The sequence below is a fragment of the Rufibacter sp. DG15C genome (assembly GCF_001577755.1).
In the GTDB taxonomy this organism is placed as follows: Bacteria; Bacteroidota; Bacteroidia; order Cytophagales; family Hymenobacteraceae; genus Nibribacter.
Map to the genome: position 1 here is coordinate 2,701,413 of NZ_CP010776.1, position 24,254 is coordinate 2,725,666.

General features: G+C 49.9%; 25 protein-coding genes. 20 read left to right on the top strand and 5 right to left on the bottom strand.

The genetic code is table 11. The annotated features are described in order from the left end of the window. Positions 1-41 precede the first annotated feature (41 nt). Positions 42-596 carry a hypothetical protein gene (locus TH61_RS11545; protein ID WP_157600694.1) on the top strand — a complete coding sequence of 185 codons (555 nt, stop codon included), beginning with the start codon at positions 42-44 and terminating at the stop codon, positions 594-596. Between the two features lie 106 nt (positions 597-702). Here the strand turns inward: TH61_RS11545 and TH61_RS11550 are convergent, their stop codons facing one another. Next, a complete protein-coding gene (locus TH61_RS11550) occupies positions 703-1,113 on the bottom strand; it encodes a hypothetical protein (RefSeq protein ID WP_066509329.1) in 411 nt (136 codons plus the stop codon). A 243-nt stretch (positions 1,114-1,356) separates the two neighbouring features. Between TH61_RS11550 and TH61_RS11555 the strand changes: the two genes are divergently transcribed. The 12 genes from TH61_RS11555 to TH61_RS11610 all read left to right on the top strand — a co-directional run bounded on the left by TH61_RS11555 (position 1,357) and on the right by TH61_RS11610 (position 11,812). Then, positions 1,357-3,609, top strand: a complete 2,253-nt coding sequence (locus TH61_RS11555) for a Tex family protein (RefSeq protein ID WP_066509334.1) — start codon at positions 1,357-1,359, stop codon at positions 3,607-3,609. Between the two features lie 169 nt (positions 3,610-3,778). Continuing rightward, on the top strand, positions 3,779-4,228 hold the full coding sequence (locus TH61_RS11560) for an STAS/SEC14 domain-containing protein (RefSeq protein WP_066509337.1): 450 nt from the start codon (positions 3,779-3,781) through the stop codon (positions 4,226-4,228). Positions 4,229-4,249: 21 nt separating this feature from the next. Continuing rightward, positions 4,250-4,441 carry a hypothetical protein gene (locus TH61_RS11565; protein ID WP_066509340.1) on the top strand — a complete coding sequence of 64 codons (192 nt, stop codon included), beginning with the start codon at positions 4,250-4,252 and terminating at the stop codon, positions 4,439-4,441. A gap of 12 nt (positions 4,442-4,453) precedes the next feature. Then, positions 4,454-4,714: a hypothetical protein gene (locus tag TH61_RS11570; protein ID WP_066509343.1), complete on the top strand. Its 261-nt coding sequence runs from the start codon at positions 4,454-4,456 to the stop codon at positions 4,712-4,714. A 135-nt stretch (positions 4,715-4,849) separates the two neighbouring features. Next, on the top strand, positions 4,850-5,527 hold the full coding sequence (locus TH61_RS11575) for a response regulator transcription factor (protein WP_066509345.1): 678 nt from the start codon (positions 4,850-4,852) through the stop codon (positions 5,525-5,527). Then, positions 5,524-6,786, top strand: coding sequence for a HAMP domain-containing sensor histidine kinase (locus TH61_RS11580; RefSeq protein ID WP_066509348.1), 1,263 nt, complete (start codon positions 5,524-5,526; stop codon positions 6,784-6,786). The genes TH61_RS11575 and TH61_RS11580 overlap by 4 nt, the downstream gene beginning before the upstream one ends. Before the next feature lie 206 nt (positions 6,787-6,992). Further along, a complete protein-coding gene (locus TH61_RS11585; protein ID WP_157600695.1) occupies positions 6,993-7,433 on the top strand; it encodes a PepSY-like domain-containing protein in 441 nt (146 codons plus the stop codon). Positions 7,434-7,570: 137 nt separating this feature from the next. Then, positions 7,571-8,464 (top strand): SdiA-regulated domain-containing protein, encoded by an 894-nt coding sequence (locus TH61_RS11590; RefSeq protein ID WP_082780362.1) that lies wholly within the window; start codon positions 7,571-7,573, stop codon positions 8,462-8,464. 354 nt (positions 8,465-8,818) lie between these two features. Then, on the top strand, positions 8,819-10,144 hold the full coding sequence (locus TH61_RS11595; RefSeq protein ID WP_066509357.1) for an inositol-3-phosphate synthase: 1,326 nt from the start codon (positions 8,819-8,821) through the stop codon (positions 10,142-10,144). Then, positions 10,145-10,603, top strand: coding sequence for a phosphatidylglycerophosphatase A (locus TH61_RS11600; RefSeq protein WP_066509359.1), 459 nt, complete (start codon positions 10,145-10,147; stop codon positions 10,601-10,603). 1 nt (position 10,604) lies between these two features. Then, positions 10,605-10,976 carry a GtrA family protein gene (locus TH61_RS11605; protein ID WP_197464033.1) on the top strand — a complete coding sequence of 124 codons (372 nt, stop codon included), beginning with the start codon at positions 10,605-10,607 and terminating at the stop codon, positions 10,974-10,976. A gap of 56 nt (positions 10,977-11,032) precedes the next feature. Next, the gene (locus TH61_RS11610) at positions 11,033-11,812 is read left to right on the top strand and encodes a CDP-alcohol phosphatidyltransferase family protein (protein WP_066509371.1); all 780 of its coding nucleotides are present in this window, start codon (positions 11,033-11,035) and stop codon (positions 11,810-11,812) included. On the opposite strand, the gene TH61_RS11615 is transcribed toward TH61_RS11610, so the two are convergent. From TH61_RS11615 to TH61_RS11630, 4 genes are all read right to left on the bottom strand, one after another. Further along, on the bottom strand, positions 11,799-12,686 hold the full coding sequence (locus tag TH61_RS11615; RefSeq protein ID WP_197464034.1) for an alkaline phosphatase family protein: 888 nt from the start codon (positions 12,684-12,686) through the stop codon (positions 11,799-11,801). The two genes, TH61_RS11610 and TH61_RS11615, sit on opposite strands and share 14 nt — an antisense overlap. 203 nt (positions 12,687-12,889) lie before the next feature. Next, positions 12,890-14,692 (bottom strand): glycoside hydrolase family 3 N-terminal domain-containing protein, encoded by a 1,803-nt coding sequence (locus TH61_RS11620; RefSeq protein ID WP_066509377.1) that lies wholly within the window; start codon positions 14,690-14,692, stop codon positions 12,890-12,892. Between the two features lie 246 nt (positions 14,693-14,938). After that, complete coding sequence (locus TH61_RS11625) at positions 14,939-15,721, bottom strand: dienelactone hydrolase family protein (RefSeq protein WP_082780364.1); 783 nt, start codon at positions 15,719-15,721, stop codon at positions 14,939-14,941. A 235-nt stretch (positions 15,722-15,956) separates the two neighbouring features. Further along, positions 15,957-16,412: a DUF2059 domain-containing protein gene (locus tag TH61_RS11630; RefSeq protein ID WP_197464035.1), complete on the bottom strand. Its 456-nt coding sequence runs from the start codon at positions 16,410-16,412 to the stop codon at positions 15,957-15,959. A gap of 160 nt (positions 16,413-16,572) precedes the next feature. Here TH61_RS11630 and TH61_RS11635 point away from each other — a divergent pair, with 160 nt between their 5' ends. From TH61_RS11635 to TH61_RS17840, 7 genes are all read left to right on the top strand, one after another. Then, positions 16,573-17,109, top strand: coding sequence for an NUDIX domain-containing protein (locus tag TH61_RS11635; protein WP_066509387.1), 537 nt, complete (start codon positions 16,573-16,575; stop codon positions 17,107-17,109). Between the two features lie 138 nt (positions 17,110-17,247). Beyond that, positions 17,248-17,796, top strand: a complete 549-nt coding sequence (locus tag TH61_RS11640; RefSeq protein WP_066509390.1) for a hypothetical protein — start codon at positions 17,248-17,250, stop codon at positions 17,794-17,796. Positions 17,797-18,068: 272 nt separating this feature from the next. After that, on the top strand, positions 18,069-18,980 hold the full coding sequence (locus TH61_RS11645; RefSeq protein WP_066509392.1) for a glycosyltransferase family 2 protein: 912 nt from the start codon (positions 18,069-18,071) through the stop codon (positions 18,978-18,980). Positions 18,981-19,172: 192 nt separating this feature from the next. Next, positions 19,173-20,030: an ABC transporter permease gene (locus TH61_RS11650; RefSeq protein ID WP_066509394.1), complete on the top strand. Its 858-nt coding sequence runs from the start codon at positions 19,173-19,175 to the stop codon at positions 20,028-20,030. A gap of 18 nt (positions 20,031-20,048) precedes the next feature. Further along, positions 20,049-21,344, top strand: coding sequence for an ABC transporter ATP-binding protein (locus tag TH61_RS11655; RefSeq protein ID WP_066509396.1), 1,296 nt, complete (start codon positions 20,049-20,051; stop codon positions 21,342-21,344). A gap of 4 nt (positions 21,345-21,348) precedes the next feature. Then, on the top strand, positions 21,349-22,608 hold the full coding sequence (locus TH61_RS11660) for a glycosyltransferase family 2 protein (protein ID WP_066509398.1): 1,260 nt from the start codon (positions 21,349-21,351) through the stop codon (positions 22,606-22,608). Positions 22,609-22,622: 14 nt separating this feature from the next. Further along, the gene (locus tag TH61_RS17840; protein ID WP_071887838.1) at positions 22,623-24,254 is read left to right on the top strand and encodes a glycosyltransferase; all 1,632 of its coding nucleotides are present in this window, start codon (positions 22,623-22,625) and stop codon (positions 24,252-24,254) included.

Sequence of the window (24,254 nt, forward strand, 5' to 3'; positions counted from 1 at the left end):
CCTGCTAAATTTGCACCATAACATTCTTAATCCCTTTCACTATGAAATTTAAATCTTTACTCTCTTTAGTAGTTTGCAGTGTAGCCAGCCAGTTCATGATTGGTTGTAGCTCTGGCCAATACTTTGATTACACGGTAGCTTCTAAGCCTGCCTATATTAAATCTGCTACTACAGAAAAGGTAATCACAGTCGCGCAAGCCGAAACTCCTGCAACCAGCGCTCCCGTGTCTACAGTAGCTTCGCTGCCGTTAGAGGCAAGCGTGGTTACGCCAGTTGCTTCAAGAACTGTAGCCAGAACGGCTCCTTTAACAACGTCAGCGGTGGCGGCTGCCACAGCTTCTGCTCCTGTAGACATGAACAAGACGGTAGAAGCGGCTTCGTCTAACAAGAAGTTCATGAAAGTGGCTTCTAAGATCAAGCGCGATGCCAAAAGCGGCAAGAAAGCCAATGCTGTTAACGGCTACATCAAAATCGGTTTGATTTTGATTCTGGCGGGTGTCTTGATTGGTATCCTTCCTCACCTAGGTTTATTAGGTTCTATTGTCGCCATTGTGGGGGTAGTGTTCCTGGTGCTTGGATTACTGGAAATGATATAACACAACCACTTCATAAAACAGAAAAGCCCCGCTCTTGAGCGGGGCTTTTCTGTTTTTAGGCTGTTTCTGGTAAAAGAAGCCAAAAACGGTGGTCTATGCAATTGGCTTAGTTGCTATTGTCATACGCGCTGCTCTTCATGCCGGGTGCTCCGCCAGGAGCGGCACCGGGTTCAGTAGAGAGACCCATTTTCTTTTCGCGTTGCTGCTGGTATTTTAAGAACTGCGGTTGCGTCATCTGCTCTTTCAGGGCCATTAGGCGAGTATTGCTGATCTGGTCCATCATGGCTTTCAGCTTTCTGGGGTCGCCTTTCAAGTCTTTTTTAGCTTGTTCCAATTGTTGAATGGCCCGCAGGTTGATTTCCTCAATCTTCACCACCTGGGCACCGGTCAAACCTAAATGTTGGCGCATAGAGCTGGTCATGGCTTTGGCGCGGGCTTCTGGCGTAGTGGCCGGGGCTTGCGCCGAGGCAGTGTAAGAAGCTACCACCAAGGCGGCCAGTAAAAACAGTTTCTTCATAAGGGATAGCGTTTAATAATCTAAAACACAAACGGTCAGGTGTTTGTACAAGGCGCGCAGCCAATCAAATAGTTCCGTTTCTAGACTAGCCAAAGATACAAAAACCAAGCCAATCTGAGAGACTGCCAGTTGCATTCATAGCTTGGTATGGGCTGTGGTTTGTGCTAATTAAGCGTTAACTTTGAAGTCTGTAAAGTGCGCAGAACGCCTGCTTTACCTAGTTTAGAACGATTTGTATTCCCCATGTCAGAAATCCATTTCAAGAAGATTGCGGCAGAGCTGCAAGTGAGTGAGCGCCAGGTACAAGCTACGGTTCAGTTGTTGGATGAGGGCGCTACGGTGCCCTTCGTGGCCCGTTACCGAAAAGAAGTGACCGGCAGTTTGGACGAAGTGGCCATTGCCTCCATCCGGGACCGCATAGAGCAGTTGAGAGAACTGGACAAACGCCGCGAAAGTATTCTCAAGTCACTCAGGGACCAAGAGAAACTCACCCCAGAACTAGAAGCCCAGGTCTTGGCCGCCGACACCATGGCCGTGCTGGAAGATATTTACCTGCCTTACAAACCCAAGCGCCGTACCCGCGCCACCATTGCCCGTGAGAAAGGCCTGGAGCCGCTGGCCCTTACCTTGTTTGAGCAAGCCAACGTAGACGTGGCCGCTGAAGCCGCCGGTTTTGTAAGCGAAGAAAAAGAAGTAAAATCCACCGAGGAAGCCTTAGCCGGTGCCCGTGACATCATTGCCGAATGGGTGAACGAAAACCCAGAGGCCCGCGCCAACATCCGGACCTTGTTCGAGAAGAAAGGCGTGTTCAAGGCGCGCGTAGTGCCGGGTAAAGAGGAGGAAGGCCAGAAGTTCAAGGACTACTTTGAGTGGGAAGAACCCATTGGAAAAGCCCCCAGCCACCGCATCCTGGCCATGCGCCGCGGCGAAAAGGAAATGGTGCTCATGCTGGACGCGCAGCCCGAGGAAGAAGCGGCTATCAACATCCTGGAAGACCAGTTTGTAAAAGGCCATAACGCCGCCGCCGAGCAGGTGAAACTCGCCATACGCGAAAGCTACAAGCGCATGCTACGTTTAAGCATGGAAACCGAAGTGCGTATGTCTTCTAAGAAACGCGCCGACGAGGAAGCCATCCGCGTATTCGCGGATAACTTGCGTCCTATGCTTTTGTCTGCGCCGCTGGGCCAGAAACGCGTGTTGGCCATTGACCCAGGCTTTAGAACCGGTTGTAAAGTAGTGGCCCTGGATGAGCAAGGCAAGCTGTTGCATTATGAGGCCATCTTCCCGCACAACGGCGCCGGACAAGCCACCACGGCCGGGCATCAGGTAATGGCCATGTGCGCCAGATACCAGATTGAAGCCATTGCCATAGGTAACGGAACCGCCAGCCGCGAGACCGAGACCTTCGTGCAGAAACTGGGCTTGCCCAAAGAAATTGCCGTGGTGATGGTAAACGAAAGCGGTGCCTCCATCTACTCGGCCTCAGACGTAGCGCGCGAGGAGTTCCCAGACCAGGACATCACCGTGCGCGGGGCCGTTTCCATCGGTCGCCGTTTAATGGACCCCTTGGCGGAATTAGTAAAACTAGACCCAAAATCCATTGGCGTAGGGCAGTACCAGCATGATGTAGACCAGAACGCCTTAAAGCACAGCCTGGATGACGTGGTGATGAGCTGCGTGAACGCCGTGGGCGTGGAAGTAAACACCGCCAGCAAGCAACTCTTAACCTACGTGTCAGGCTTAGGACCGCAGTTGGCCCAGAACATTGTAGACTACCGCAACCAGAATGGACCCTTCAAAACCCGCAATGAATTGCGTAAAGTAGCCCGCCTGGGAGACAAAGCCTTTGAACAGGCGGCCGGGTTCCTGCGCATACGGGGTGGTAAGCATCCATTGGACGGCAGTGCCGTGCACCCAGAGCGTTACGCCTTGGTAGAGCAAATGGCCAAGGACCTAGGTGCTACTGTGGAGGACTTGTTGAAGAACGCAGAACTTCGCAAGCAGATTGACCTCAAGAAATACGTTTCTGAGACCGTTGGTCTGCCTACTCTCCAAGACATCTTAAGTGAGCTGGCCAAACCTGGCCGTGACCCGCGCGAAAGCTATGAGGCCTTTAGCTTCACCGAAGGCGTAAACGAGATGAAGGATCTGCGCCAGGGCATGAAGCTACCGGGCATCATCACCAACATCACCGCGTTTGGGGCGTTCGTGGACATTGGGGTGCACCAGGACGGATTAGTACACGTAAGCCACCTGTCAGACCGCTTCGTGAGCAACCCGCACGAGGTTGTGAAAGTGGGTCAGCGCGTGGAAGTGACGGTGCTAGAGGTGGAGGTGAGCCGCAAGCGCATAGCCCTTTCCATGAAAGGTGACCCGCAAGCCGCCAGACCTACTGGAGGAGCCGGAAAACCGAGAGCCGCCGCGCGCAAAGAAGAGCCCGCAGAAGAAGAGGACATGGCCACTAAACTGAGCAAGCTCAAAAACATGTTTAGATAATTTTGAAAAGCCCCGCCTATAAAGCGGGGCTTTCTTGTGCAAGTTGCGGCAGAATGTTATACTTGTAAACAGAGTTCAATTAGTTTATTGATTCCTTACAAAACTATAAACCTGCAATTAGGTATTAGGGGGTGAGGAAATCCGTTTTGCCTACTCTGGCAGAAACTGAATGACGCTTGAAGTCCAAATGGAAGAACCACTAGCCACGTATACCATAGATACCAATGATGCCCGCAGAAGCCTGACGCTTCATTGGCGTGGTTTTGTTTCTAGTGAAGTGTACCATGAAGGCATGCTAGAGGCCCTTAAAACCTCCAGACAGGCAGGTCATCTTTTCTGGATTCTGGACACCAAAGACATGAAGGTCATCCGGCAGGCAGATCAGGAATGGACCGTGGCTACCTGGTTTCCGCAGTTCCAGTTGCTGGGGGTGCGTAAATTTGCCATTGTGGTGTCAGATGACATCTTTAACCAGATGGCCATCAGTAGCATGATTGCCAAGATACGGCCCCACATCCAAGCCACGGTAGAGTATTTCCAGACCATGTCCGAAGCCCTCAACTGGGTGCAGGAGTCTAAAGGATTGTCCTCTGATTCTAGTCTGTTTTCTGGGAAATAGGCCAAAACGAAATTTCATTCCATGAACATCCGAAAGAAAGTAAAAGCGATTCTCCCTCTGGAAGGCGGCCGGTTTGTGGCCCTGGGCGTGTTTGTAAAAGCCGCCGAGGACGCCCGTTGGTCAGAACCCGAAATCCAGACCGTCATAGATGAGGTGGTGGAGGCCAATGAGACCGAAGCCCTGGCCATTCTGCAATCCTACACCGAACAATAACCGCCAGTCCCCATGCCTCTGAATCCTAAGCTGGAAGCCAAACTGAGCAAGGCCTTGGAGCCGAACGCCACACTTCAGGACAGTTTTTCTGGCAAGGATTTGACCATCATCACTGACGCCAACGGTCACGCCAAAACCCTTTTCATTGGAAAGCGCAACGTAGACGGCAGCATCCAAGGCGAACGCTATGTGCGGAGACTGATTCTAGAGGCAGACGGCCTCACCGTCAAAAACAGTCACTGGGAAGCCAAGGGCAAAGTCTCCCGTTCTTGATTGATTTCATTTTTGGCCTTTTTTCTAGAAAGGAAGCCAAAAACGATGTCATCTCCTTTCTTATTTTCTCTTCATCTTAAAATTCCCAACTCTTTCCAGGTTCTGGCACGTACTTGCACAGAAACCTGTGCGCCTATGAAAATCCTGGTCATTGAAGACGAGCCAGACATGCTGGAAAATATGGTCCGTTCTCTGGAACAGGAACTCTACGTGGTGGAGACCGCCCAAACCTATGACCAGGCGCTGGAGAAGATTGGTGTTTATGCTTACGACTGCATTTTGCTGGACATCATGCTCCCCGGTGGCAGCGGCCTGGACCTGCTGGAAGAGCTCAAAAAACAGCAAAAGACAGACAGCGTCATCATCGTCTCGGCTAAGAACTCCATTGAAGACAAGGTGCAGGGTCTGGAACTGGGCGCCGATGATTACCTGCCCAAGCCTTTCCATCTGGCAGAACTGCATGCGCGCGTTAAATCTGTGCTCAGGAGAAGGAAGTTTGAAGGCCAGAACCAGCAACAACTGGAGAACCTGCAGATTGACCTAGACAAGCACCAAATTTGGGTAGACGGGCAGGAGCTAACTCTCAACAGGAAAGAGTATGACATCCTGCTGTACCTGGTTACCAACAAAGACCGGCTGGTGAGCAAAACTGCCCTAGCGGAGCACGTCTGGGGCGACAGCATTGACCAAGCCGACAACTATGAGTTCATCTACTCCCAAATCAAGAACCTGCGCAAGAAATTGAAGGACGCCCGCGCTCAGGTAGAGGTGCAGGCCATCTACGGCATAGGCTATAAACTGGTCATGTCATGAAGCTGCTCAACCATGTAACGGCCTATTTCGCTGCTATTCTGTTAGTGGTATTAACGGCGTGGGCCGGTATTTTCTACTACAACATGCTAGACGAAATCTATGACAGCATAGACGACGGCCTGGAGAACCAGAAAATCCTGGTCATGCAAAAAGCACGGCAGGACAGTACCGTTTTGCAGCAGACAGACTTTGAGGAAGGCTATTACAAAATCAGGCCTGTGACGGCAGCCTGGGCCCAGCAACACAAAGACCTGTACCAGGACACGCTCATGTACATGCAGAATGAGAAGGACTATGAGCCGGTAAGGTTGTTGACTACGGTGTTCGGGCAAGGCGGACGGTACTATGAGATGCGGCTCATCACCTCCATGGTAGAGGAAGATGACCTCATTGAGGACCTGCTGTATTCCCTGTTGTGGCTGTACCTGGGTTTGCTGGCCACCTTGCTTTTACTCAACAACATCCTGCTCAAGCGTATCTGGAAACCATTTTATACCCTGTTGGCGCGCATTAAAAAATTTAGGTTGGATGGTTCACAGCCCTTTACTTCGCCTAAATCTAACATTGAAGAGTTTGCCTTGCTGGGCCAGACCGTGGAGAAGCTGTTGCAGAAGAACCTGACCGTGTACCAAAGCCAGAAAAGCTTTATTGAAAACGCCTCGCATGAGTTGCAGACGCCCTTGGCCATCTCCCTGAACAAACTGGAGTTGCTCGCTGAGAGCCCCAATCTTCAGGAAAGGGAACTAGAGCAGATTGGCGGCATCCTCCAGAACCTGGAGCGCCTCACCCGCCTGAACAAATCCTTGCTCCTGCTTTCCAAGATTGAAAACCGACAGTTTGCTGAAGAAGGGGAAGTAAACCTGAAGGAAACGGTGCAGAGCGTGCTGCAAGATTTTGAGGACCAACTTGAATACAAGTACCTATCAGTAGAAGAGGAACTGGAGGACTGTCCAGTCACCATGAACCCAGACTTGGCCAATATGCTGGTCGTAAACCTGGTGAAGAATGCGCTGGTGCACAATGTGCCGGGCGGCTTTGTCCATGTAAGGCTCACCGCCACTTCTCTGACTATGGAGAACTCTGGCCCGGACGCTGCGCTGGACCCAGACCAGCTGTTCCTGCGGTTTTACAAAGGCAGTACCGCCAATACGTCTACCGGACTGGGACTGGCCGTTGTCAAAGCCATCTGCGACCTGTATGGGTTTACCGTACGCTATCAATTCGAGCAAAAGCACATGCTGCACATCTCCTTTAAATAAGAATAGGTTGAATCCGTTTTTAGGCTGTTTTCCTGAAATCAGCCCGAAAACGGTTTCGTCATTCATCTGCTTTCTCTGCTCATCCCATTACCGTCAGAAAGAAAAAATTATATGTTTTTTCTGAATTTGGGGTGAAATTCCCAATTGTTTCCTGTTTTGCCCCTGATCTTTGAGTCATTATCATGTTTCATTAAAGCAAAATGACTATGAAAGCTCTTTGGATATCTATGTTGGCGGCCGGTACACTCTTAACAGGCTGTAGCCAGAAAATAAGCATGGGCAATATGCCCTCGGTGGTTCAAAACGGCCTGAAAACCCAGTTTCCCAACGCAGCAAACCTGGAATGGGAAAAGAGTGGTAATTTGTTTGAAGCCGAGTTTGACGTAAACCAACAGGAGTACGCCGCCCTGGTGGACGCTACCGGTAAGGTGATGGCCGTAAAGCAGGAGATTGACGCGAGCCAGTTGCCTGCGCCCATCACCCAACAAATCCAGACCAGCCACCAGGAGTATACCCTAGATGACGCTGAAAAGGTGGAACGCAATGGCCAGGTTTTCTATCAAGTGGAGTTGCAGAAACCCATGAGCGAACTCAAGCAAGTTTACACCGCCCAGGGAGCCACCAGCCCTGAGACGTTCTGGGACTAAGTAAGAAACTGAGTTTTCGTTTTTGGCTTGTTTCAAAGGAAAGAAGCCAAAAACGGAAGCCTTAACTTTATAAATGAGAGTAGAACTTGGCTCACATATTGGGCCGATTTTCAAATCCACCGTTAAACTAAAAAGCTATGAAAACTATAAAAGGAATGTTGTTGGGAGTAGTGCTGAGCACTTCCTTGTTTGGCTGTGACGCCTTGCAGGCAGACGCCAGAGGCAATGACAACGGTAAAAAAGGAAAGAAGGGCGCGGTAGAGGCAGCATCGCCGGCAGTAGCCATCGCCCAGAAATGGGACGTGCCCGAGATTCTCCGCGAAGTGTCCGGGATTGTGTATCTGGGCAATAACCAGTTTGCCTGCGTGCAGGATGAGGCCGGCGTAATTTTCTTGTACAACACCCAAACCGGGACCATTGACCGCCAGATTACCTTTGCCGCAGCGGGCGACTACGAGGGCATTGCCCTAGTGGGCAACAACGCCTACGTGGTGCGCAGTGACGGGCAGTTGTTTGAGGTGACCAACATCCATACCTCGCAAAACCAGGTCACTGAGTTTCCTAGTGTATTGACCTCAGAGCACAACGTAGAAGGGTTAGGGTATGACCAGAAAAATAACCGCTTGCTGCTGGCCATTAAAGGACAGGAAGCCAACAGCGCCACCTACAAAGGCGTGTATGCTTTTGACTTAAGTTCTAAGAAACTGTCCAAGGACCCGGTGTTTAAGCTGGACTTGAAAGACCCGCTGCTGTTCCAGAAAAAGCAGAAGAGCTTGAGCAAAGTGTGGCAGCCCTCAGAGATTGCCATCCACCCGGTGAGCGGTGATATTTACCTCACAGAGGCGTCCAATCCGCAGTTGTTCATTCTGCACCAGGACGGTAAAATCAAGAACCGCTTTGCCTTAAGCAAGTCTGAGTTCTACAAGCCAGAAGGGATTGCCTTCAGTCCGTCGGGGGACTTGTACATCTCCAATGAAGGGAAAAACGATGCCGGTAACATTTTGAAAGTGACGTTGAAAGACGTGCGATAAATTAAAACTAAACCCTAGTTTTAAGCGGGGAACGTTTTTGGCCTGTTTTCTAGAAAGCAGACCAAAAACGCTCCCTTTTTTTGTGCGGTATTGGGATTGTTAGGAAATGAGAACGGCATATCCTTCTTCCTCTATCTCGGGGCTGGGTCCAAGTCGGAAAGTCCATTCACGGTATTCTTTCAGGAAATAGTACGCATTTATTTAGGCCATTGGCTTTACTTATTAAGGAAATACTATATTTTTAAGGAGTCTTGTAAACCGTTAAACCCTTAAGCGGTTGTAACATAACCGGCCCAGGGCAGAGCAGTTATCTCATTAGCAATAGAATTCACCTTATTAAGCAGATAGAATACTATGGAATATGAAGTGAAAAAAGCCGAAGGCAAGCTAGGCATCCTCATCCCGGGCTTGGGCGCCGTTGCCACCACCTTGATTGCCGGGGTAGAGGCCGTGAAAAAAGGCATCTCTCAACCCATTGGGTCGCTCACGCAGATGGGCAGAATACGGTTGGGCAAACGCACCGAAGGCCGTCATCCCCTCATCAAGGACTTTGTGCCCTTGGCCAACCTAGAAGACATCGTGTTTGGGGGCTGGGACGTGTACGCCGACAACGTGTTTGAAGCCGCGGTGAACGCCAAGGTGCTGGAGCCCATGTTGCTGCTCGCCGTAAAACCAGAGTTGGAGGCCCTTAAGCCCATGAAAGCGGTCTTTGACAAGTCTTACGCCAAAAACCTGGACGGCACGCACGTCAAAGAGGGCGCCAACAAGATGGAGCTGGCAGAGGCCTTGATGGAGGACATCCGCAGCTTTAAAGAAGACAACGGCTGTGACCGTTTGGTGATGGTGTGGTGCGGCTCTACAGAGAAATACATTGAGCAGAGTGCTTCGCATGAGACCATTGAGGCATTTGAAGAAGGGCTGTTGAACAACGATCCCAACATTGCGCCCAGCATGATTTACGCCTACGCGGCCATTAAAATGGGTGTGCCTTTCGCCAATGGCGCTCCTAATCTGTCTTGTGACATTCCAGCGTTGGTAGACTATTCCAAAGAGCAAGAGGTGCCTATCTCGGGTAAGGACTTCAAAACCGGTCAGACCTTGATGAAAACCATCCTGGCGCCGGGTCTGCACGCCAGAGCCTTGGGCGTGAGGGGCTGGTTCTCCTCTAACATTCTGGGCAACCGCGATGGCTATGTGCTGGATGACCCAGACAACTTCAAAACCAAGGAAGTCTCCAAACTGAGCGTTTTGGATGAGATTTTCCGGCCGGAGTCTAACCCAGAACTGTATGGAGATATGTACCATAAGGTGCGCATCAACTACTATCCACCGCACGGTGACAACAAAGAAAGCTGGGACAACATTGACATCTTCGGGTGGTTGGGCTACCAGATGCAGATCAAGATCAACTTCCTGTGCCGTGACTCCATTTTGGCCGCGCCGCTGGTACTTGACCTGGCCTTGTTTTCTGATTTGGCCCAACGCGCCAACATGAGCGGCATTCAGGAGTGGCTGTCTTTCTATTACAAGTCACCACAGACCGCCGAAGGCCTAGCGCCCGAGCATGACATCTTTAAGCAGCTCATGAAACTGCAGAACACCTTGCGCCACATGATGGGCGAAGATCTAATCACGCACCTGGGTCTGGATTATTACCAGGATCTGGTAGAGTCTCTGTAAATGATAAAAGCGCACTACCTCATTTCTTCTACGCTGGGCATAGGCTATCTGGGCAAGGGCGGCGGTACGGTGGCGGCCGTGGTTACTTGTCTGGTCTGGTATGCGGTGCAAGCCAACGGAAATGAGGTAGTGCTTTTTCAATTCTTAGTCACTCTGTTCGTGACGCTGTTGGGCATCTGGTCAGCCAACCAGGTAGAGCCCTTCTGGGGCAAGGATGATAAGAAAGTGGTGATTGACGAGGTGGCGGGTATGTGCATTAGTTTAATCGCGGTGCCGCTGACCTGGCCCTATTTACTCGCGGCGCTGGTGCTTTTCCGGTTTTTTGACATTGCCAAGCCGCTCTTTATTAGAAAAGCAGAACAAGTGAAAGGTGGTTGGGGCGTGATGTTAGATGACGTGCTGGCGGGCATCTATGCCAATTTGGTGGTGCAGGCGGTGCTTTATTTTAATTTGTTCTAGTATGCTCACTTTCCTGAAAGCACAAACAGCTGCCATGATTGCCACCGGAATAGACTTTCTGGTGACCATTGTAGTGGTTGAGACTTTGGGCTTCTGGTATGTGCTGGGCACCATGGTGGGCACCATTTCTGGCGGGCTGTTTAATTTTACGGTCAATAGAAAATGGGTGTTTCAGCCGGAAGGCAAGAGTGCCAGAGCGCAGGCAGCTAAGTACATCATGGTTTGGCTGGGGAGCATGTTGCTGAATGCCGCGGGGGTGTATCTGCTTACCCAGTATACAGGACTAGTGTATGTTATTTCAAAGGTGGTCACCACTATTTTTGTGGGCGTAGGCTACAATTACCACTTGCAGAAGAAATTCGTTTTTAGATAGAGTTGGCTTCTGTCTATTGCATTATTTACCACCGTTTTAACAAGAACCCAAGACGTATGAGCACTGAGGAAAAAGCCTGGAAACGATTTTTACAGCAGGGCATCTACTACATTGTCAATCCCTTTGTGCGGTTGTTGATTAAACTGGGTTTTACGCCCAACGCCGTAACCATGACGGGCTTTATTATGAACATTGGGGTGGCCGTGCTCTTCATCATCGCCGCCGAAGACGAGAACCGGGCCAACTACGCGTATGTGGGCTGGGCTGGGTTTCTGATTATGATGGCTGGTTTGTTTGACATGCTGGACGGGCAGGTGGCACGCATGGGCAATATGGGTTCTACCTTCGGGGCGCTGTTTGATTCTGTCTTAGACCGTTATTCAGAACTGGTCATGTTTTTGGGCATCTGCTATTACCTCATCGCCCATGATTATTTCCTGAGTTCTCTGTTCGCGTTTGTGGCCTTGATTGGGTCTATGATGGTGAGCTACACCCGCGCCCGCGCCGAAGGCCTGGGCATAGAATGCAAAGGCGGTTTCTTCCAGCGGCCAGAACGCGTGGTCGTGATTGCCCTTGCCGGAATGTTCTGCGGCTTGACGTCCTATCTGTTCGGGGATTTTAAGCTGTACATTCCGGGCGTACCGTTCTCCGTGTTTGAGACCATGTCTGTGTTCACGTTCCCATTGGCTATTCTGGCGGTGTTCACCAACGTCACGGCTTTTTCCAGGTTAATGGGTGCCAAGAAATCTCTGGAGGAAAAAGAAGCCGCTGACTTGCGTCAGAAAACCGTCCGGTCCTTTGAGCCCATCAATGAAAACACCGTTACTCCGGTTTGACCTTCTCACGCAATAGTTCCAGCATGGGCTCGCCGTCCCGTTTGGGAATGGGGAAGTTGAGCAGTTCAGCGATGGTGGCGGCTACGTCTACTTGAGACCGGGCAATGGTAGGCGTAAAGCCTTGCTTGACATCGGGCCCCAGCATCAGCAAACTTATATGTCTACAGCCTTCGCATAGGTCACCGTGCTCATTATAGCCGTTCCCGTTGTGCCGGCCGTGGTCATTGGTGATGATGAGGGTAGTGTTGTTTTTGTAGACAGAATCCTGTTGCAGCCACTTCCATAGATCATAGGCATAGGTGTCACTTTGCCTAATGGCTTTCAAATACCCTACCCATTGCTCGGCGTGCGCCTGGCTGTCTGGTTCCTTTAAGTTAATGAGCACTAGCTTAGGATGGTGCATTGTCAGAATCTCCTTGGCCTTGCGCAACGTGACTGCATCTTCTCTATAGCCTGTACCAAGTCCGTTGTTGCCGCAATTGGTGGAAGGCGCAAACTGGGCGGCTGGTTCAGTAGACTCGGTTTTGGCCAGAATCTCCAATTTGTCTTTGCTGGTAATGATCCAGGCTTGCGTGGCAGGTTCTTTGGTGTGCTGCAGGTAATAATGGAAGACCGATGGATGATTAGGAATTTGAGAGCCGTTGTTGCTCAGGTATTGGTAATTGCCTGTGGTAAGCGCCACATGGCCGGGATTGGTTAATGTCTTGCCTTGGTTGTAAAACTTTGGATGAAAAACCCCCTGCGGGGCCAAGCGCTGAGCCATGTTAGGGATGAAGGAACGGTCAGAATCTCCCCAGGTATCTGAGAACCGCACGCCATCTATCACCAGCACCACCACATGTTTGGTTTGGTAGGCGCGCGTGGGAGACTGCATGACCAAGGCCTTGTTCTGTTTGCAGGACGCTGCTCCCAGTAGCAAAACCCAAGCGCAGATCCAAAACCAATTTCTAGAGTATCTCTTCATGTTGTCGGTGCCTTGCCTCTCACTTTTTACGCAAATCAGAAATCCAAGCCTACCCAGACCAAGGTAACTATTCAAGACCGTTTTTAGGCTAATTTCTGGAAATCAAGCCAAAACTAAAGTCCCTTCCCGTATTTGAAATGCTTGTTCACGGTGACGGGCAACTTGCCGGCGGGTTCTAACCTGCCCAGTACCAAAGAGGCCGCCGCTACTTGGATGGCGGGCAGTTGCTGGTACCCTACCAAAATGGAAGTAGCCTGATGAATATCCTGAAAGTGGTCTAAGGTATAGGCATTGTCAAAAAGTACCACCACGCTGCGTTTTTTTCTGGCCAGTTCATTGATGAGTGCCCGGTCCTCAGGGCCCAAGCCCAAGCTGTTGCTAGGCCTAATGCTGGGGCCATAAATGCTGAGGATGATGAGGTCATGTTTGAGCAGGTCTTTCCTGAGCTGTTTGATATATTTGGGATTACTCTTGCGCGGCAAGAAAAACTCTTTGACCGCCAACTGCCGCTTTATTCGCTCCTGAAACACGGTGCTGCTGGTGGCGCCTACCGCCAGGCTGGCAATGCTTCGGCGCTTCTTATGTTCCACCGGTATTTGGTGCTTCTTGTTTTTGAGCAGGGTCAGGGAGCCTTCGGCTAGGCGGCGTAGGGTTTCATGTGCTCTGGACCGGTTCAGGTCCTGGTAGAGGCTGTCTAACTCTACGGGTTGGTATTTGTTCAGGCCCACCCAATGCTTGGCGGCCAGCACCTTCTTGCATTTCCGGTCAATGTCTTTCTGGCTCAGCCGTCCCTGCCGGATGGCTTGTTTGATGGCGGCCAGCGCCTTGGGTACGCTCACCAGACGTTCAATCACGTCGTTGCCCGCCTCTAGAGCCATCACTTCGGCCTCGCCGGGTTTAAAGTATTTGGTCACGCCTTTCATGACCATGGCATCTGTGAAGATAAGGCCGGCAAAATCTAGTTCCTTGCGCAGCAGATTGGTCACGATAGGCTTAGACAAAGAGGCCGGCAGGTTGGCGGTGGAGTCTAGCTTGGGCATGTGAATATGGCCTACCATCATGCCGCCCACGCCGCTCTGGATTAAATGCCTGAATGGGTACAACTCCAGAGAATCCAGCCGATCTCGGCCGTAGGGGATGATGGGCAGGTCATGGTGCGAGTCAACGTTGGTGTCACCGTGGCCGGGAAAATGCTTGGCAGTGGCAATGATGCCGTTGTCCTGCATGCCCAGCATCTGCGCCAGACTCTTAGAACTCACGTCCTCCTTGTTTTCCCCAAAGGCCCTATATGAGATAATGGGGTTCTGGGGGTTGTTGTTCACGTCCACCACCGGCGCGAAGTTCAGATGCATGCCCAACCGCTTGAATTCATAGGCCATCTCGGCGCCCATGCGGTAAATCAAGCTGTCATTGTTGATGGCCCCCAGCAACATGGGCAGCGGGTATTGCATGGCGCTGTCCATGCGCATGCCCACGCCGCTTTCGGCGTCCATGCCAATGAGCATGGGTACTTTGGAGGCGGCCTGTAGTTTGTTGGTGAGCTTGGCCTGCCGTACCGGCCCGCCCTGAAAGAAAATCAAACCGCCCACTTTGTAGCGCTTAACTAGGTTCAGGACGTCTTCTTCGTGCTTGGGGCCTTGGTTGGAGAAGACCTCAATCATCATGAGCTGGGTGATGCGCTCATCTGGGCTCATCCTTTGGAAGACAGAATCCACCCATTTGTTTTTTCTGTTTAGGGCCGTGATAAGGGCATTGGGGTATTTGATGGTGTCTTCGGGCTCAATATTGGTGGGTTTGAAGACCACGGTATGGTGCACCGGTTTTTCCTTTTTACACGACCAGGTAGACAACGCCAAAAGGGCCAGCAGAACAGCGTAAAGGCAGTAGGAAAGGGTTTTGGTTGGGGCAGAAAACATGGGAGTACGTAGGTTTGCCAAAATAGCATCGGCATGGACTTGTACTGTCAATGCAACGTAAGAGTTGCGGCCAAGGCCCGTTGTTAAACTTCTTCTGTTCTGCTTAGAAATTCTAATTGAATTGGATAGGCCAACAGAAAATGCTCTTCTTCGTTTTTGGCCTAATTTCCAGAAAACAGCCCAAAAACGAAGAAGAGGAAGCTGCATGCCGCCACTTCCTCTTCCTGTAAGATTTGTAAGGCCTTCCTATTTGAAAATTTCTGCGAAGAATTGTTTCATGGCATCCCAAGAGCGTCTGTCGGCGGCGGCGTTGTAGGCGGCGCCTTTGCTGTTGTCATTACCAGCCTCTGGGTTTGTGAAGGCGTGTATGGCGTTGCTGTAGGCAATGAACTGGTAATCTACTTTGGCGTCATTCATCTCTTTCCAAAATCCGTCCAGTTCAGCTTTAGACACATAGGGGTCAATGGCGCCGTGGGCTACCAATACTTTGGCTTTGATGTTCTTGGCGTCTGCCGGGTTGGGCGAACCCAATCCTCCGTGAAAGCTTACCACGCCCGCCAAATCAGCGCCGCTGCGGGCTAGTTCCAACACCGTGGTTCCGCCAAAGCAATACCCAATGGCCGCCATCTTCTTGGTGTCCACGTTGGCTTGCTTTCTTAGATGGTCCAAGGCGGCATTGACTCTGGCTCTAAGTAAGAGAACGTTGTTTTTGTATTTACCGGCCTCGGCGCCGGCGGCGGCTGGAGAGGTAGGACGCACGCCTTTTCCATAAATATCAGCGGCAAAAGCCACGTAACCCATCTTAGCCAATTGATCGCAGCGTTTCTTGGTGTAGTCATTGATGCCCGTCCACTCATGCACCACCAGTACGGCGGGTCTTTTGCCTTTCAGGGCGGGGTCATACGCCAGATAGCCTTCCAGCGTGGTTTGGCCTTCTTTGTATTCTACCAGTTGGGTTTTAATCTGTTGAGCCTGTGCGGTGGTCATTAGAAAGAGAACGAAGGTGAAAAGCAAAACTAGTTTTTTCATGATAGAAGTAGTAAAGTATGGAGAGTTTACAGATTGGACAAAATCCTAGCACACAGCGCAGAGAACCGGGTCAGCTTACTAACTTATAAGAAACCGCATTGTTTTGGTTGCAGGAGAAAGAGTCTGACTAGAGTGGTTTTTAGGCTGTTTTCTGGAAATCAGGCCAAAAACGACTAGGCCTACCTCATGTAGTGAGGTAGGCCTTGCCTTAAAAAACGGTTACATCAACAATTGCTTAGTTGTCCTGCATCTTCTTCTGCAGAATCTGTTGTAGCTCCATCAGGTGCGGCTGAATCTTGGACTGGCCCAACTGCGCGCCGCGCAAGGTGAGCGTGCTTTGCTTGGCAGCCAATTTCTTGCCGGTGGGCGTCTTAAAGAAAACGGTCATGTCTTTGAGCTCCTTCTCGGTGAACTCCTCCATGTACATTTTGATCATGTCCTCTTTGAGGGCATCCCAGCTCATGTATTTGGCAAAGAAGGAACGCACCTCTATTTCGGCGTCTTTCATGGCCGGCATCTGGTCCATTTGCAGGGTGAGCATCTGCTGCAGGTTGGTGTCTACCGTTTTGGGAGTGTCCATGGTCAACAAGAGGGTTTCTGCGGCTTTGTAGTGACTAGAAGTGGCTTGCGCCTGCGCGCCGCCCACGGTGGCCAGCAACAGAAGCAGACCCAGTAAAAATGATTTTTTCATAAAATAAATAATTACGGTATCATGTACGCACATTTGTGCCCGGCGGCCTTAATCTTGCCAATTCTTTCCGAAGCGTTGTACACAAACCAGCCCCGCACACAAACGTATTGCCTTTGGCGCGTACAAGCCGCTTTTTCTAAGACTCAAACATTCTCTTTTCATGAAAATAACCAAAAAAGAAACCGCTTATAAAGGTCATTATCAATTGCAGGTTTACACGGTGCAGAACGGGCAGGAGGAGTTTAAGCGCGAAGTCTTCCAGACGGGTGTTGCAGCCGCTGCCTTGGTCTTTGACACTGCCCAGCAAAAGTTCATCTTGGCCAAACAGTACCGTCCGGCCGTGGAGCAAGACATGGTAGAAGTGGTAGCCGGCATGCTGGACAGCCAAGATGAAAAACCCGAAGACGCCATCACCAGGGAGATTGAGGAAGAAATTGGCTACGCCGTAGACAAACTAGAGTTCATCTCTGAGTTCTATCCTTCGCCAGGAGCTTGTTCAGAGAAAATAGTCCTGTTTTATGCCGAGGTCAGCCACCAGGTAAACGAGGGCGGGGGCAAAGACGATGAACATGAAAGCATCCAATCCATCTTATACAGCCCTAAAGAATTGGCAGAGAACGTGTTTAATGACGGTAAAACGTTCATGGCCGTGCAATGGGCCAAGGCCAACATCCTACCTACACTTGCCCAAAAATAGATAAACTGGGGGCGGGCTTTTCTGGGCGTAGCACGGAATATTGAAACTTGGCCTGCAGGACGGCACTAACTCTGTGGCCTTGGTCTCGTAAATAGGGTACACGTTTGTATAAGTATTCACCCTCAACCTTAAAAGACCATGGCTGACGACAATAGAAATTCCGAGAATCAAGAAAACGAGAACCAAGCTAATAATAAGAACAAAGCCACCAATCAACCAACGGGCGGTTTTGCAGACCACAACTACGGTACCAAGGCCAAAGACGGCAACACGGCCAATTATGATTCTCAAGGCAGAGAAGACATCAATGATGCCGGCGGCAACCTGGACAAGGGACAAGCCCATGATGACATAAACGGCGGTGGTGACATCTTAGGCCGTCAAGGCGGCGGACGCGGCGAAGCGCAGGGCTTGGGCAAAGTGCCTTCTAGCCCGGTAAGCCACACTCCGCGCGGCGCTGAAAGTGACAAAGACACTGGCCGCGGCACCCATGCGGGCGGGCTAGGTGACAGCCACAGCGGCTTTAAAGGAAACCACAACGGCAACGATGGTACCGGCGGCGGTAAAAGCAGCGGTAGTGCCGGCCACGGCAGTGACCCGGAGCAGCGCAAGCAGTCATCTGGCGGTACTTCTGGCAAAGATGATGTCAACAACCCTAACATTGCCGGTAGAGGCGGCAAACACTAGACCCATTTCTTGTTTAGTGCAAAATGGCCTGTTCTGTAAAGGACAGGCCATTTTGTTTTTGGCTTGTTTTGGGCAAACCAGGCCAAAAACGGAGGGTGTTAAGTTTTAAATAATTTGCAATAGCCAGAGGAGCAGGCCAGAAACTAAATCAAAATAATAGGAAAAAGCCGGGCCAAATGGCAATTTAAAATTTAGAATTCCCTTTCTTAGAGGTCTGACTGTAAGAGTGGTGTCTCTTTGCTGTTAGCAAGTAAAAACGTGCGTTTTCTTAAATGAGCCAAGCGAGCCCCATATTTAGTGTTGTAATTCCGCTTTATAACAAAGGGGCTTACGTGGGCGCTACCTTGCAATCTGTGCTAAAGCAGACCTTGACCAAATTTGAGGTGGTAGTGGTGGATGATGGCTCTACAGACAATGGCTTAGAAGTGGTCAAGAGTTTCACAGATAACAGAATCAAGATATTTCACCAGCAGAACGAAGGCGTTTCTTCTGCCCGGAACCACGGCATACGCCAATCACAGGCAGAATACATTGCTTTTCTAGACGCCGATGACCTTTGGCAGCCCCTATATCTAGAGGAGATGCTCCAGTTTATGCAACAGTATCCAAACTGTGGCTTGTACATTGCAGCCCATAAAGTAGCTGATAGAAACAAGGTGTTGGAGCCTGACTTGGGCTTAGAAACAGGAATTCTGCCAGACTATTTTAAAGCTGAGCTGCACAACAAGATCACCAGATTGTCTTCAACGGTGGTGCCGCGCGCCATTTGCCAAGAAGTTGATTGCTTTCCGGTGGGGATGGTGAGCGGCGAGGATAGTTATTTCTGCGGTAAAATTGCCATTTCCCATAAGGTGGCTTTCCTAGCCAATCCCTTGGTGACCTATAACCGGCAGTACAGCGGCCTTAGTACTAGGTCTTTTAAAGGAGACACGTGCCAGGAAAACTGGTATGACCTCTACCGGCCCGGCAAGTTTTATCAAAATGAGCTTGTCGCAGTGAAGGCGTTAAAAGCCGGCATCAGGATGGCCTTGTCCTTGAACAGAGCGCAAAGCCGGGTTATTGAAAAGAAAACCTCCTATACCTCCCTCTTCAAGAAGAAATGGCGGTATCTCTATTTTCTGAACAGGGTGCCTGCGCCGTTTATTTTCTTGTACAAAAAAATAAAGCCGCTCCTAGGCAAATAGTGATCAATATTTCAGACCATAGCAGGAATATATCCGTATAATACCATATAAATATTAAGCTAATCCAATACGCGTATTAGCTCATCATCTCCTCTCTTCGGCATTCAATACAATTACTAGCCAAAAGCTAGATAGTATTGTTGGTATACCTGCACTGCGCCTTACGTCCTAATTGCTTGATTCACCCCTGCTATGCCAACGGCCCCTTCTACCAAATGGGATTGGGAGATTACAAATAAGACCACTTTCTGGAGCCACAGCCTTCAGGAATTGTGGGCTTATAGGCATTTGTTGGTAGGGTTAGTACGGCGGTATTTTCTATTGAATTATAACCAAACAGTGTTGGGGCCGCTCTGGATTTTGTTTCAACCCATCCTCACGCTGCTTACTTACGTGTTGGTATTCAATAAACTGGTGGGAATCTCTACCGGAGCGCTGCCTCCGGTAGTCTTCTATGCCTCGGGCATTGTCCTTTGGAACTTCTTCAGTGACAGTTTTACAGGCACGTCTAACACGTTTAGGGAGAACATTCAGTTGTTCAGCAAAGTCTATTTCCCTAGAATCATCATGCCGCTTTCTATTGTGAGTACGCAGTTTCTGCGGTTCTTCATTCAGTTGGGCATGTTCATAGTCGTCATCCTGTACTACAGCCTAGCCACTGACTTTGCTTTTACCTGGAGTTGGTCTCTGCTGTTGTTACCAGTAGCCGTTGCTTTGGTGGGATTGTTTGGATTAGGGCTGGGGCTGCTTTTTTCTGTACTCACTGCCAAGTACCGTGATATCACCAACCTTGTGAGCCTGGGAGTTAGGTTGCTGATGTTCATTACACCGGTCATTTACCCTTTGACCGTCATCCCAGAGAAGTTGCGCTGGGTGGTGCAGTTAAACCCATTGACGCCGCTGTTTGAGCTGTTCAGACTCTCCATGTTAGGCCAAGGATTGGTCACCCCAGGACAGCTGTTGTACAGCTTGGTAATCACGCTGGTTTTATTGTTCAGTGCCATTTTGTTTTTCAACAAGCAGGGTGACAAGTTGATTGATGTAGTTTGAAAATGGAGATAGAAAGGTATGTCTGAGACTGTCATCAAGGTAGAACATCTGTACAAACTGTACCGCTTGGGTACAATTGGCACGGGTACGTTCAGGCGCGATGTCCAGCGATGGTTTACCACCTCCATTTTGAAAAAGGAAGACCCTTATTTTAAGACAGGTTTGGTGGGGAAATCTGACCATATAGAAAACCAATCCATCCTGGCCTTGCAAGACATCAACTTTGAGGTAAAACACGGCGAGGCCGTAGGGGTGATTGGCAGTAACGGATCGGGAAAATCTACTTTGCTCAAAATCATTTCCAGGATTGTGAAGCCCACGGAAGGCACCGTGCGCGGAAAGGGAAAAGTAAGTAGCCTGCTGGAGGTAGGCACTGGGTTTCACCAAGACTTGACCGGCCGCGAGAACATTTACATAAGCGGCTACATTCTAGGCATGAGCAAAGCAGAGATCCACTCTAAGTTTGATGAGATTGTGGCGTTCTCTGGAGTAGAGGAGTTTATAGATACCCCGGTCAAACGGTATTCCTCGGGCATGTATGTGCGGCTGGCCTTTGCTGTGGCAGCCCATCTGGAACCTGACATTCTGATTGTGGATGAAGTATTGGCCGTAGGGGACGCAGACTTCCAGAAGAAGTGTTTAGGTAAAATGCGGGAAGTGTCTCAGGCACAGGGGCGTACCATCTTATTTGTCAGCCATAGCATGCAGGCCATCAAAAATTTGTGTGACAAGGCGCTTTGGCTTAATAAGGGTGAGCTACAGGCTTTTGGAGACGTCCATACGGTGGTCAACAACTACCTCAATCAAAGTCAGCACTCCAAATTCCAACAAAGCTGGGTTTCCCCCACAGCGGCGCCTGGCAATGATTGGCTTCGGGTGAAGTCTGTGGAATTAATCCCGCAATTAGAGAGTCCAGAGGCGCCCTTGGATATTAGAGTGCCGCTCACGGTTAAGTTTCAGTTTTGGTGCTTAAAGGAAGACATCCAATTGAGTGTGGGACTGTTGCTGTTTACTGCCAGTGGCGAATGCATTTTTGACGTGCCCTCAGATCCAGTTCTCAGCCAGGTGGGCGTGATGGAGGCGGAGTGTACCATACCTGGTAATTTCCTGAATGACGGCTCTTATTACATCTCCCTCAACTTTGTAAAGGACACCTCTGTGGCGCTTTTCGACTTTGATGAATGCCTTTCTTTTGACTTAGAGGACTACCGGGGGGGCATCCAATGGTATGGCAAATGGTGGGGAGCGGTACGACCGAAACTGCCCTTCCGGTTAAAACACGCTGAACTGATTTTAGAAGATACCACAATCTAAGGTAATGAAAGCATCCATCTCCTATCATATTCATCACCTGAACCTAACCAGTGGCTTGCACCTGCCAGATATCCTGGACATGGAACAAGGGCAGTACCTGGTGTTCTGGTGGCGATCTATGGCGGTAGGGCATGTCTTCTTAGAGCCAAAATCAGAACTTGACCTTCCAGAACTGCTTAAAAAAATAGCTGCGGCCTTAGGTCCAGCGGTAGAGTATTACGCTAAACTAAGCGGGTTGCCCAATTGGCCGTGGCGCATGTGGATAGAGCAAGAGGAGACCCAGAAGTGGCGAGAGTTTTTTGAGCTTGTCTTTGCTCCTGTACTTACAAAAGAAGTGCCACGTCACGTTCCGGTTTCTGCGGTGGTCTGCACCAGCAACCGTGCTCCCCAATTGAAACAATGTCTGGATCGCCTGCTTAAGTTGGAATGCCAGCCGCAAGAAATCATAGTAGTAGACAATGCGCCCGCAGACAATGCCACCCAACAGGTTGTAGAAGAAGTTGAAAGTGTCATGTATGTGCGCGAACCCAGAATTGGGCTAGACATTGCCAGAAACACGGGGGCGAAACACGCTAGGTTGCCGGTGGTGGCCTATTTAGATGATGATGTACTAGTAACCCCGCTTTGGGCCTACCATGTTTGGGAAACCTTTAAGGACCCCAATGTGGCCGCTATGACGGGACTGGTCATAGCCTCTCACCTTAGATCTGAGGCGCAGTGCATTTTTGAGAAGCACTGGAGCTTTAACAGAGGCTATGTAGACAAAATCTATGATACCCACTATTTCAAAGCCACGTTGCCTAAAGGTCCACCGGTCTGGGAGATAGGAGCGGGTGCAAATATGGCGTTCAGGAGAGATGTGTTTGAAGAGGTAGGCTACTTTGATGAGTTGCTGGACGCAGGAGCCGCCGGGTGCAACGGAGACTCAGAAATGTGGTACCGGGTACTAGCCAAAGGGCATACAATTCACTACAACCCTCGGGCCATTGTCTTTCATGAGCACCGGGAAAATGTGCAGGAATTGAAAAAACAAATCTTCTATTACATGCGGGGTCACGCGGTAGCCGCATTACGGCAACAGCGGTATTACAGGGCAGGTTATCCCAAGTATTTAGCCAAGCTTCTCTTGCTGTCCTACAGCCGTTCGGCAGTGAAAGGCTTTCCAGATTACCCCTTCCAGTATAGAACCTTATGGGCCCAAGTGACAGGATTACTCTCTGGTTTGGCCTTTTATTTTAAGCATACCAAGAATTGGGACAAGTGATAGCATATGAAGTTATGGAAGAGACACTTTCTATAGCGCAGGACAATCCATTGGTATCGGTTATTATTCCGTGTTATAACCAAGGACATTTCCTGTCAAAAGCCATAGAAAGCATCTTTCGCCAAACTTACGCACACACCCAAATTGTAGTAGTAGATGATGGTTCTACAGATCAGACCTCAGTTGTAGCCAAACAGTACCCAAGTGTACACTACCTCTACCAAGAAAACCAAGGATTGCCTTCTGCCAGAAATTCGGGAATACGCCATAGTACAGGTGACATGCTTTTGTTTTTGGACGCTGATGATTGGCTGTACCCAAAAGGGATAGAAAGCAACGTGCGCCGGCTGCTACAGCAGAAAGAGGCGGCTTTTGTGTCAGGAACGTTTGATGCCTTTTACATGCAAGAGAACGCCATCAAAGAAGGAGTGGTGCCAGTGATAGACAACCACTACGCCCATTTGTTGCAAGGCAATTACATTGGCATGGTGGCTACGGTGTTGTTTAGAAGGTCGGTGTTTGAGGAATTCCTGTTTAATCCTTCGCTTAAAAACTGTGAGGACTACGACCTGTATTTGCGTGTAGCCAGAAAATACCCCGTTCTGCATCACACAGATAAGATTGCGGTTTACCGGTTCCATACGGCCAACATGTCCTCAAACATACCTAAGATGCTAAAAGGCTCGCTGGCTACATTGGACAGGCAAAAAGACCAGTTGCAAACCGACGAAGAACGGAAGGCATATCTAAAAGGAAGAACCGCCTGGAAGAAATATTACTGCCGTGAACTCTATGAGCATCAATTGAAGGAGAAAAGGCCTTTGACTTTAAACGCGCTTTTAACTTTTCTGCAACACAGACCCCAATACTTGCTTCCTTATTCTCTAAAAGCGAACAAAGCCATGGTGAAGAAAAAAGTAAAAAAACTGATTCCGGCCTCTTGGTTGCGCTATCTGCACAGAAACAACTGGTACAGAAATTTTATCCCGGCGGTAGGAGAAGTAAAGTTCGGGGATTTTGGAAGCACCAAGCCGTTCAGCACAGATTTTGGCTATGACCGCGGCGGTCCCATAGACCGCTTCTACATAGAGCAGTTTTTAACGGAGAAAGCAAGCAGCATCAATGGCCGCGTTTTAGAAATAGGAGACAATGAGTACACGCTTAATTATGGCCAGGAAAAGGTAACGCAAAGCGATATTCTGCATATAGATGAAAGCAACCCCAAAGCCACGTTTATAGCAGATATAAGCAATGCGCCTCACCTGCCCGCCACTGCCTTTGATTGTCTCCTGCTCACGCAAACCCTGCATTTAATTTATGACGTGAGAGGCGCACTCAGCACGTGCCATCGCATCTTAAAACCTGGTGGTAACCTCCTGCTGACCGTACCTGGCATCACTCCCATTGACCACGGCGAATGGAAGGAAACTTGGTACTGGGCCTTCACAGACAAAGCCATGCGCAAGCTCTTAGAAGAGGCTTTTCCAGGCGGGCAAATAGAGATTACCACCTACGGCAATGTGTTTGCGGCCAGTAAGTTTTTATACGGCTTGGGTTTGCCTGAAGTACCCAAAGAGAAACTAGAGGAGCATGACCCGCACTACCAAGTCATAGTAGCGGTAAAAGCCACCAAAGCCGCAGCATAA

Excerpts from the sequence above, each read along its gene's own strand:
- TH61_RS11600 (WP_066509359.1), top strand. The coding sequence starts at position 10,145 with ATGATAAAAGCGCACTACCTCATTTCTTCTACGCTGGGCATAGGCTAT.
- TH61_RS11585 (WP_157600695.1), top strand. The coding sequence starts at position 6,993 with ATGAAAGCTCTTTGGATATCTATGTTGGCGGCCGGTACACTCTTAACA.
- TH61_RS11605 (WP_197464033.1), top strand. The coding sequence starts at position 10,605 with ATGCTCACTTTCCTGAAAGCACAAACAGCTGCCATGATTGCCACCGGA.
- TH61_RS11575 (WP_066509345.1), top strand. The coding sequence starts at position 4,850 with ATGAAAATCCTGGTCATTGAAGACGAGCCAGACATGCTGGAAAATATG.
- TH61_RS11630 (WP_197464035.1), bottom strand. The coding sequence starts at position 16,412 with ATGAAAAAATCATTTTTACTGGGTCTGCTTCTGTTGCTGGCCACCGTG.
- TH61_RS11635 (WP_066509387.1), top strand. The coding sequence starts at position 16,573 with ATGAAAATAACCAAAAAAGAAACCGCTTATAAAGGTCATTATCAATTG.
- TH61_RS11560 (WP_066509337.1), top strand. The coding sequence starts at position 3,779 with ATGACGCTTGAAGTCCAAATGGAAGAACCACTAGCCACGTATACCATA.
- TH61_RS11645 (WP_066509392.1), top strand. The coding sequence starts at position 18,069 with ATGAGCCAAGCGAGCCCCATATTTAGTGTTGTAATTCCGCTTTATAAC.
- TH61_RS11555 (WP_066509334.1), top strand. The coding sequence starts at position 1,357 with ATGTCAGAAATCCATTTCAAGAAGATTGCGGCAGAGCTGCAAGTGAGT.
- TH61_RS11570 (WP_066509343.1), top strand. The coding sequence starts at position 4,454 with ATGCCTCTGAATCCTAAGCTGGAAGCCAAACTGAGCAAGGCCTTGGAG.
- TH61_RS11545 (WP_157600694.1), top strand. The coding sequence starts at position 42 with ATGAAATTTAAATCTTTACTCTCTTTAGTAGTTTGCAGTGTAGCCAGC.
- TH61_RS17840 (WP_071887838.1), top strand. The coding sequence starts at position 22,623 with ATGGAAGAGACACTTTCTATAGCGCAGGACAATCCATTGGTATCGGTT.
- TH61_RS11565 (WP_066509340.1), top strand. The coding sequence starts at position 4,250 with ATGAACATCCGAAAGAAAGTAAAAGCGATTCTCCCTCTGGAAGGCGGC.
- TH61_RS11615 (WP_197464034.1), bottom strand. The coding sequence starts at position 12,686 with ATGCAGTCTCCCACGCGCGCCTACCAAACCAAACATGTGGTGGTGCTG.
- TH61_RS11625 (WP_082780364.1), bottom strand. The coding sequence starts at position 15,721 with ATGAAAAAACTAGTTTTGCTTTTCACCTTCGTTCTCTTTCTAATGACC.
- TH61_RS11595 (WP_066509357.1), top strand. The coding sequence starts at position 8,819 with ATGGAATATGAAGTGAAAAAAGCCGAAGGCAAGCTAGGCATCCTCATC.
- TH61_RS11580 (WP_066509348.1), top strand. The coding sequence starts at position 5,524 with ATGAAGCTGCTCAACCATGTAACGGCCTATTTCGCTGCTATTCTGTTA.
- TH61_RS11655 (WP_066509396.1), top strand. The coding sequence starts at position 20,049 with ATGTCTGAGACTGTCATCAAGGTAGAACATCTGTACAAACTGTACCGC.
- TH61_RS11610 (WP_066509371.1), top strand. The coding sequence starts at position 11,033 with ATGAGCACTGAGGAAAAAGCCTGGAAACGATTTTTACAGCAGGGCATC.
- TH61_RS11640 (WP_066509390.1), top strand. The coding sequence starts at position 17,248 with ATGGCTGACGACAATAGAAATTCCGAGAATCAAGAAAACGAGAACCAA.
- TH61_RS11660 (WP_066509398.1), top strand. The coding sequence starts at position 21,349 with ATGAAAGCATCCATCTCCTATCATATTCATCACCTGAACCTAACCAGT.
- TH61_RS11590 (WP_082780362.1), top strand. The coding sequence starts at position 7,571 with ATGAAAACTATAAAAGGAATGTTGTTGGGAGTAGTGCTGAGCACTTCC.
- TH61_RS11650 (WP_066509394.1), top strand. The coding sequence starts at position 19,173 with ATGCCAACGGCCCCTTCTACCAAATGGGATTGGGAGATTACAAATAAG.
- TH61_RS11620 (WP_066509377.1), bottom strand. The coding sequence starts at position 14,692 with ATGTTTTCTGCCCCAACCAAAACCCTTTCCTACTGCCTTTACGCTGTT.
- TH61_RS11550 (WP_066509329.1), bottom strand. The coding sequence starts at position 1,113 with ATGAAGAAACTGTTTTTACTGGCCGCCTTGGTGGTAGCTTCTTACACT.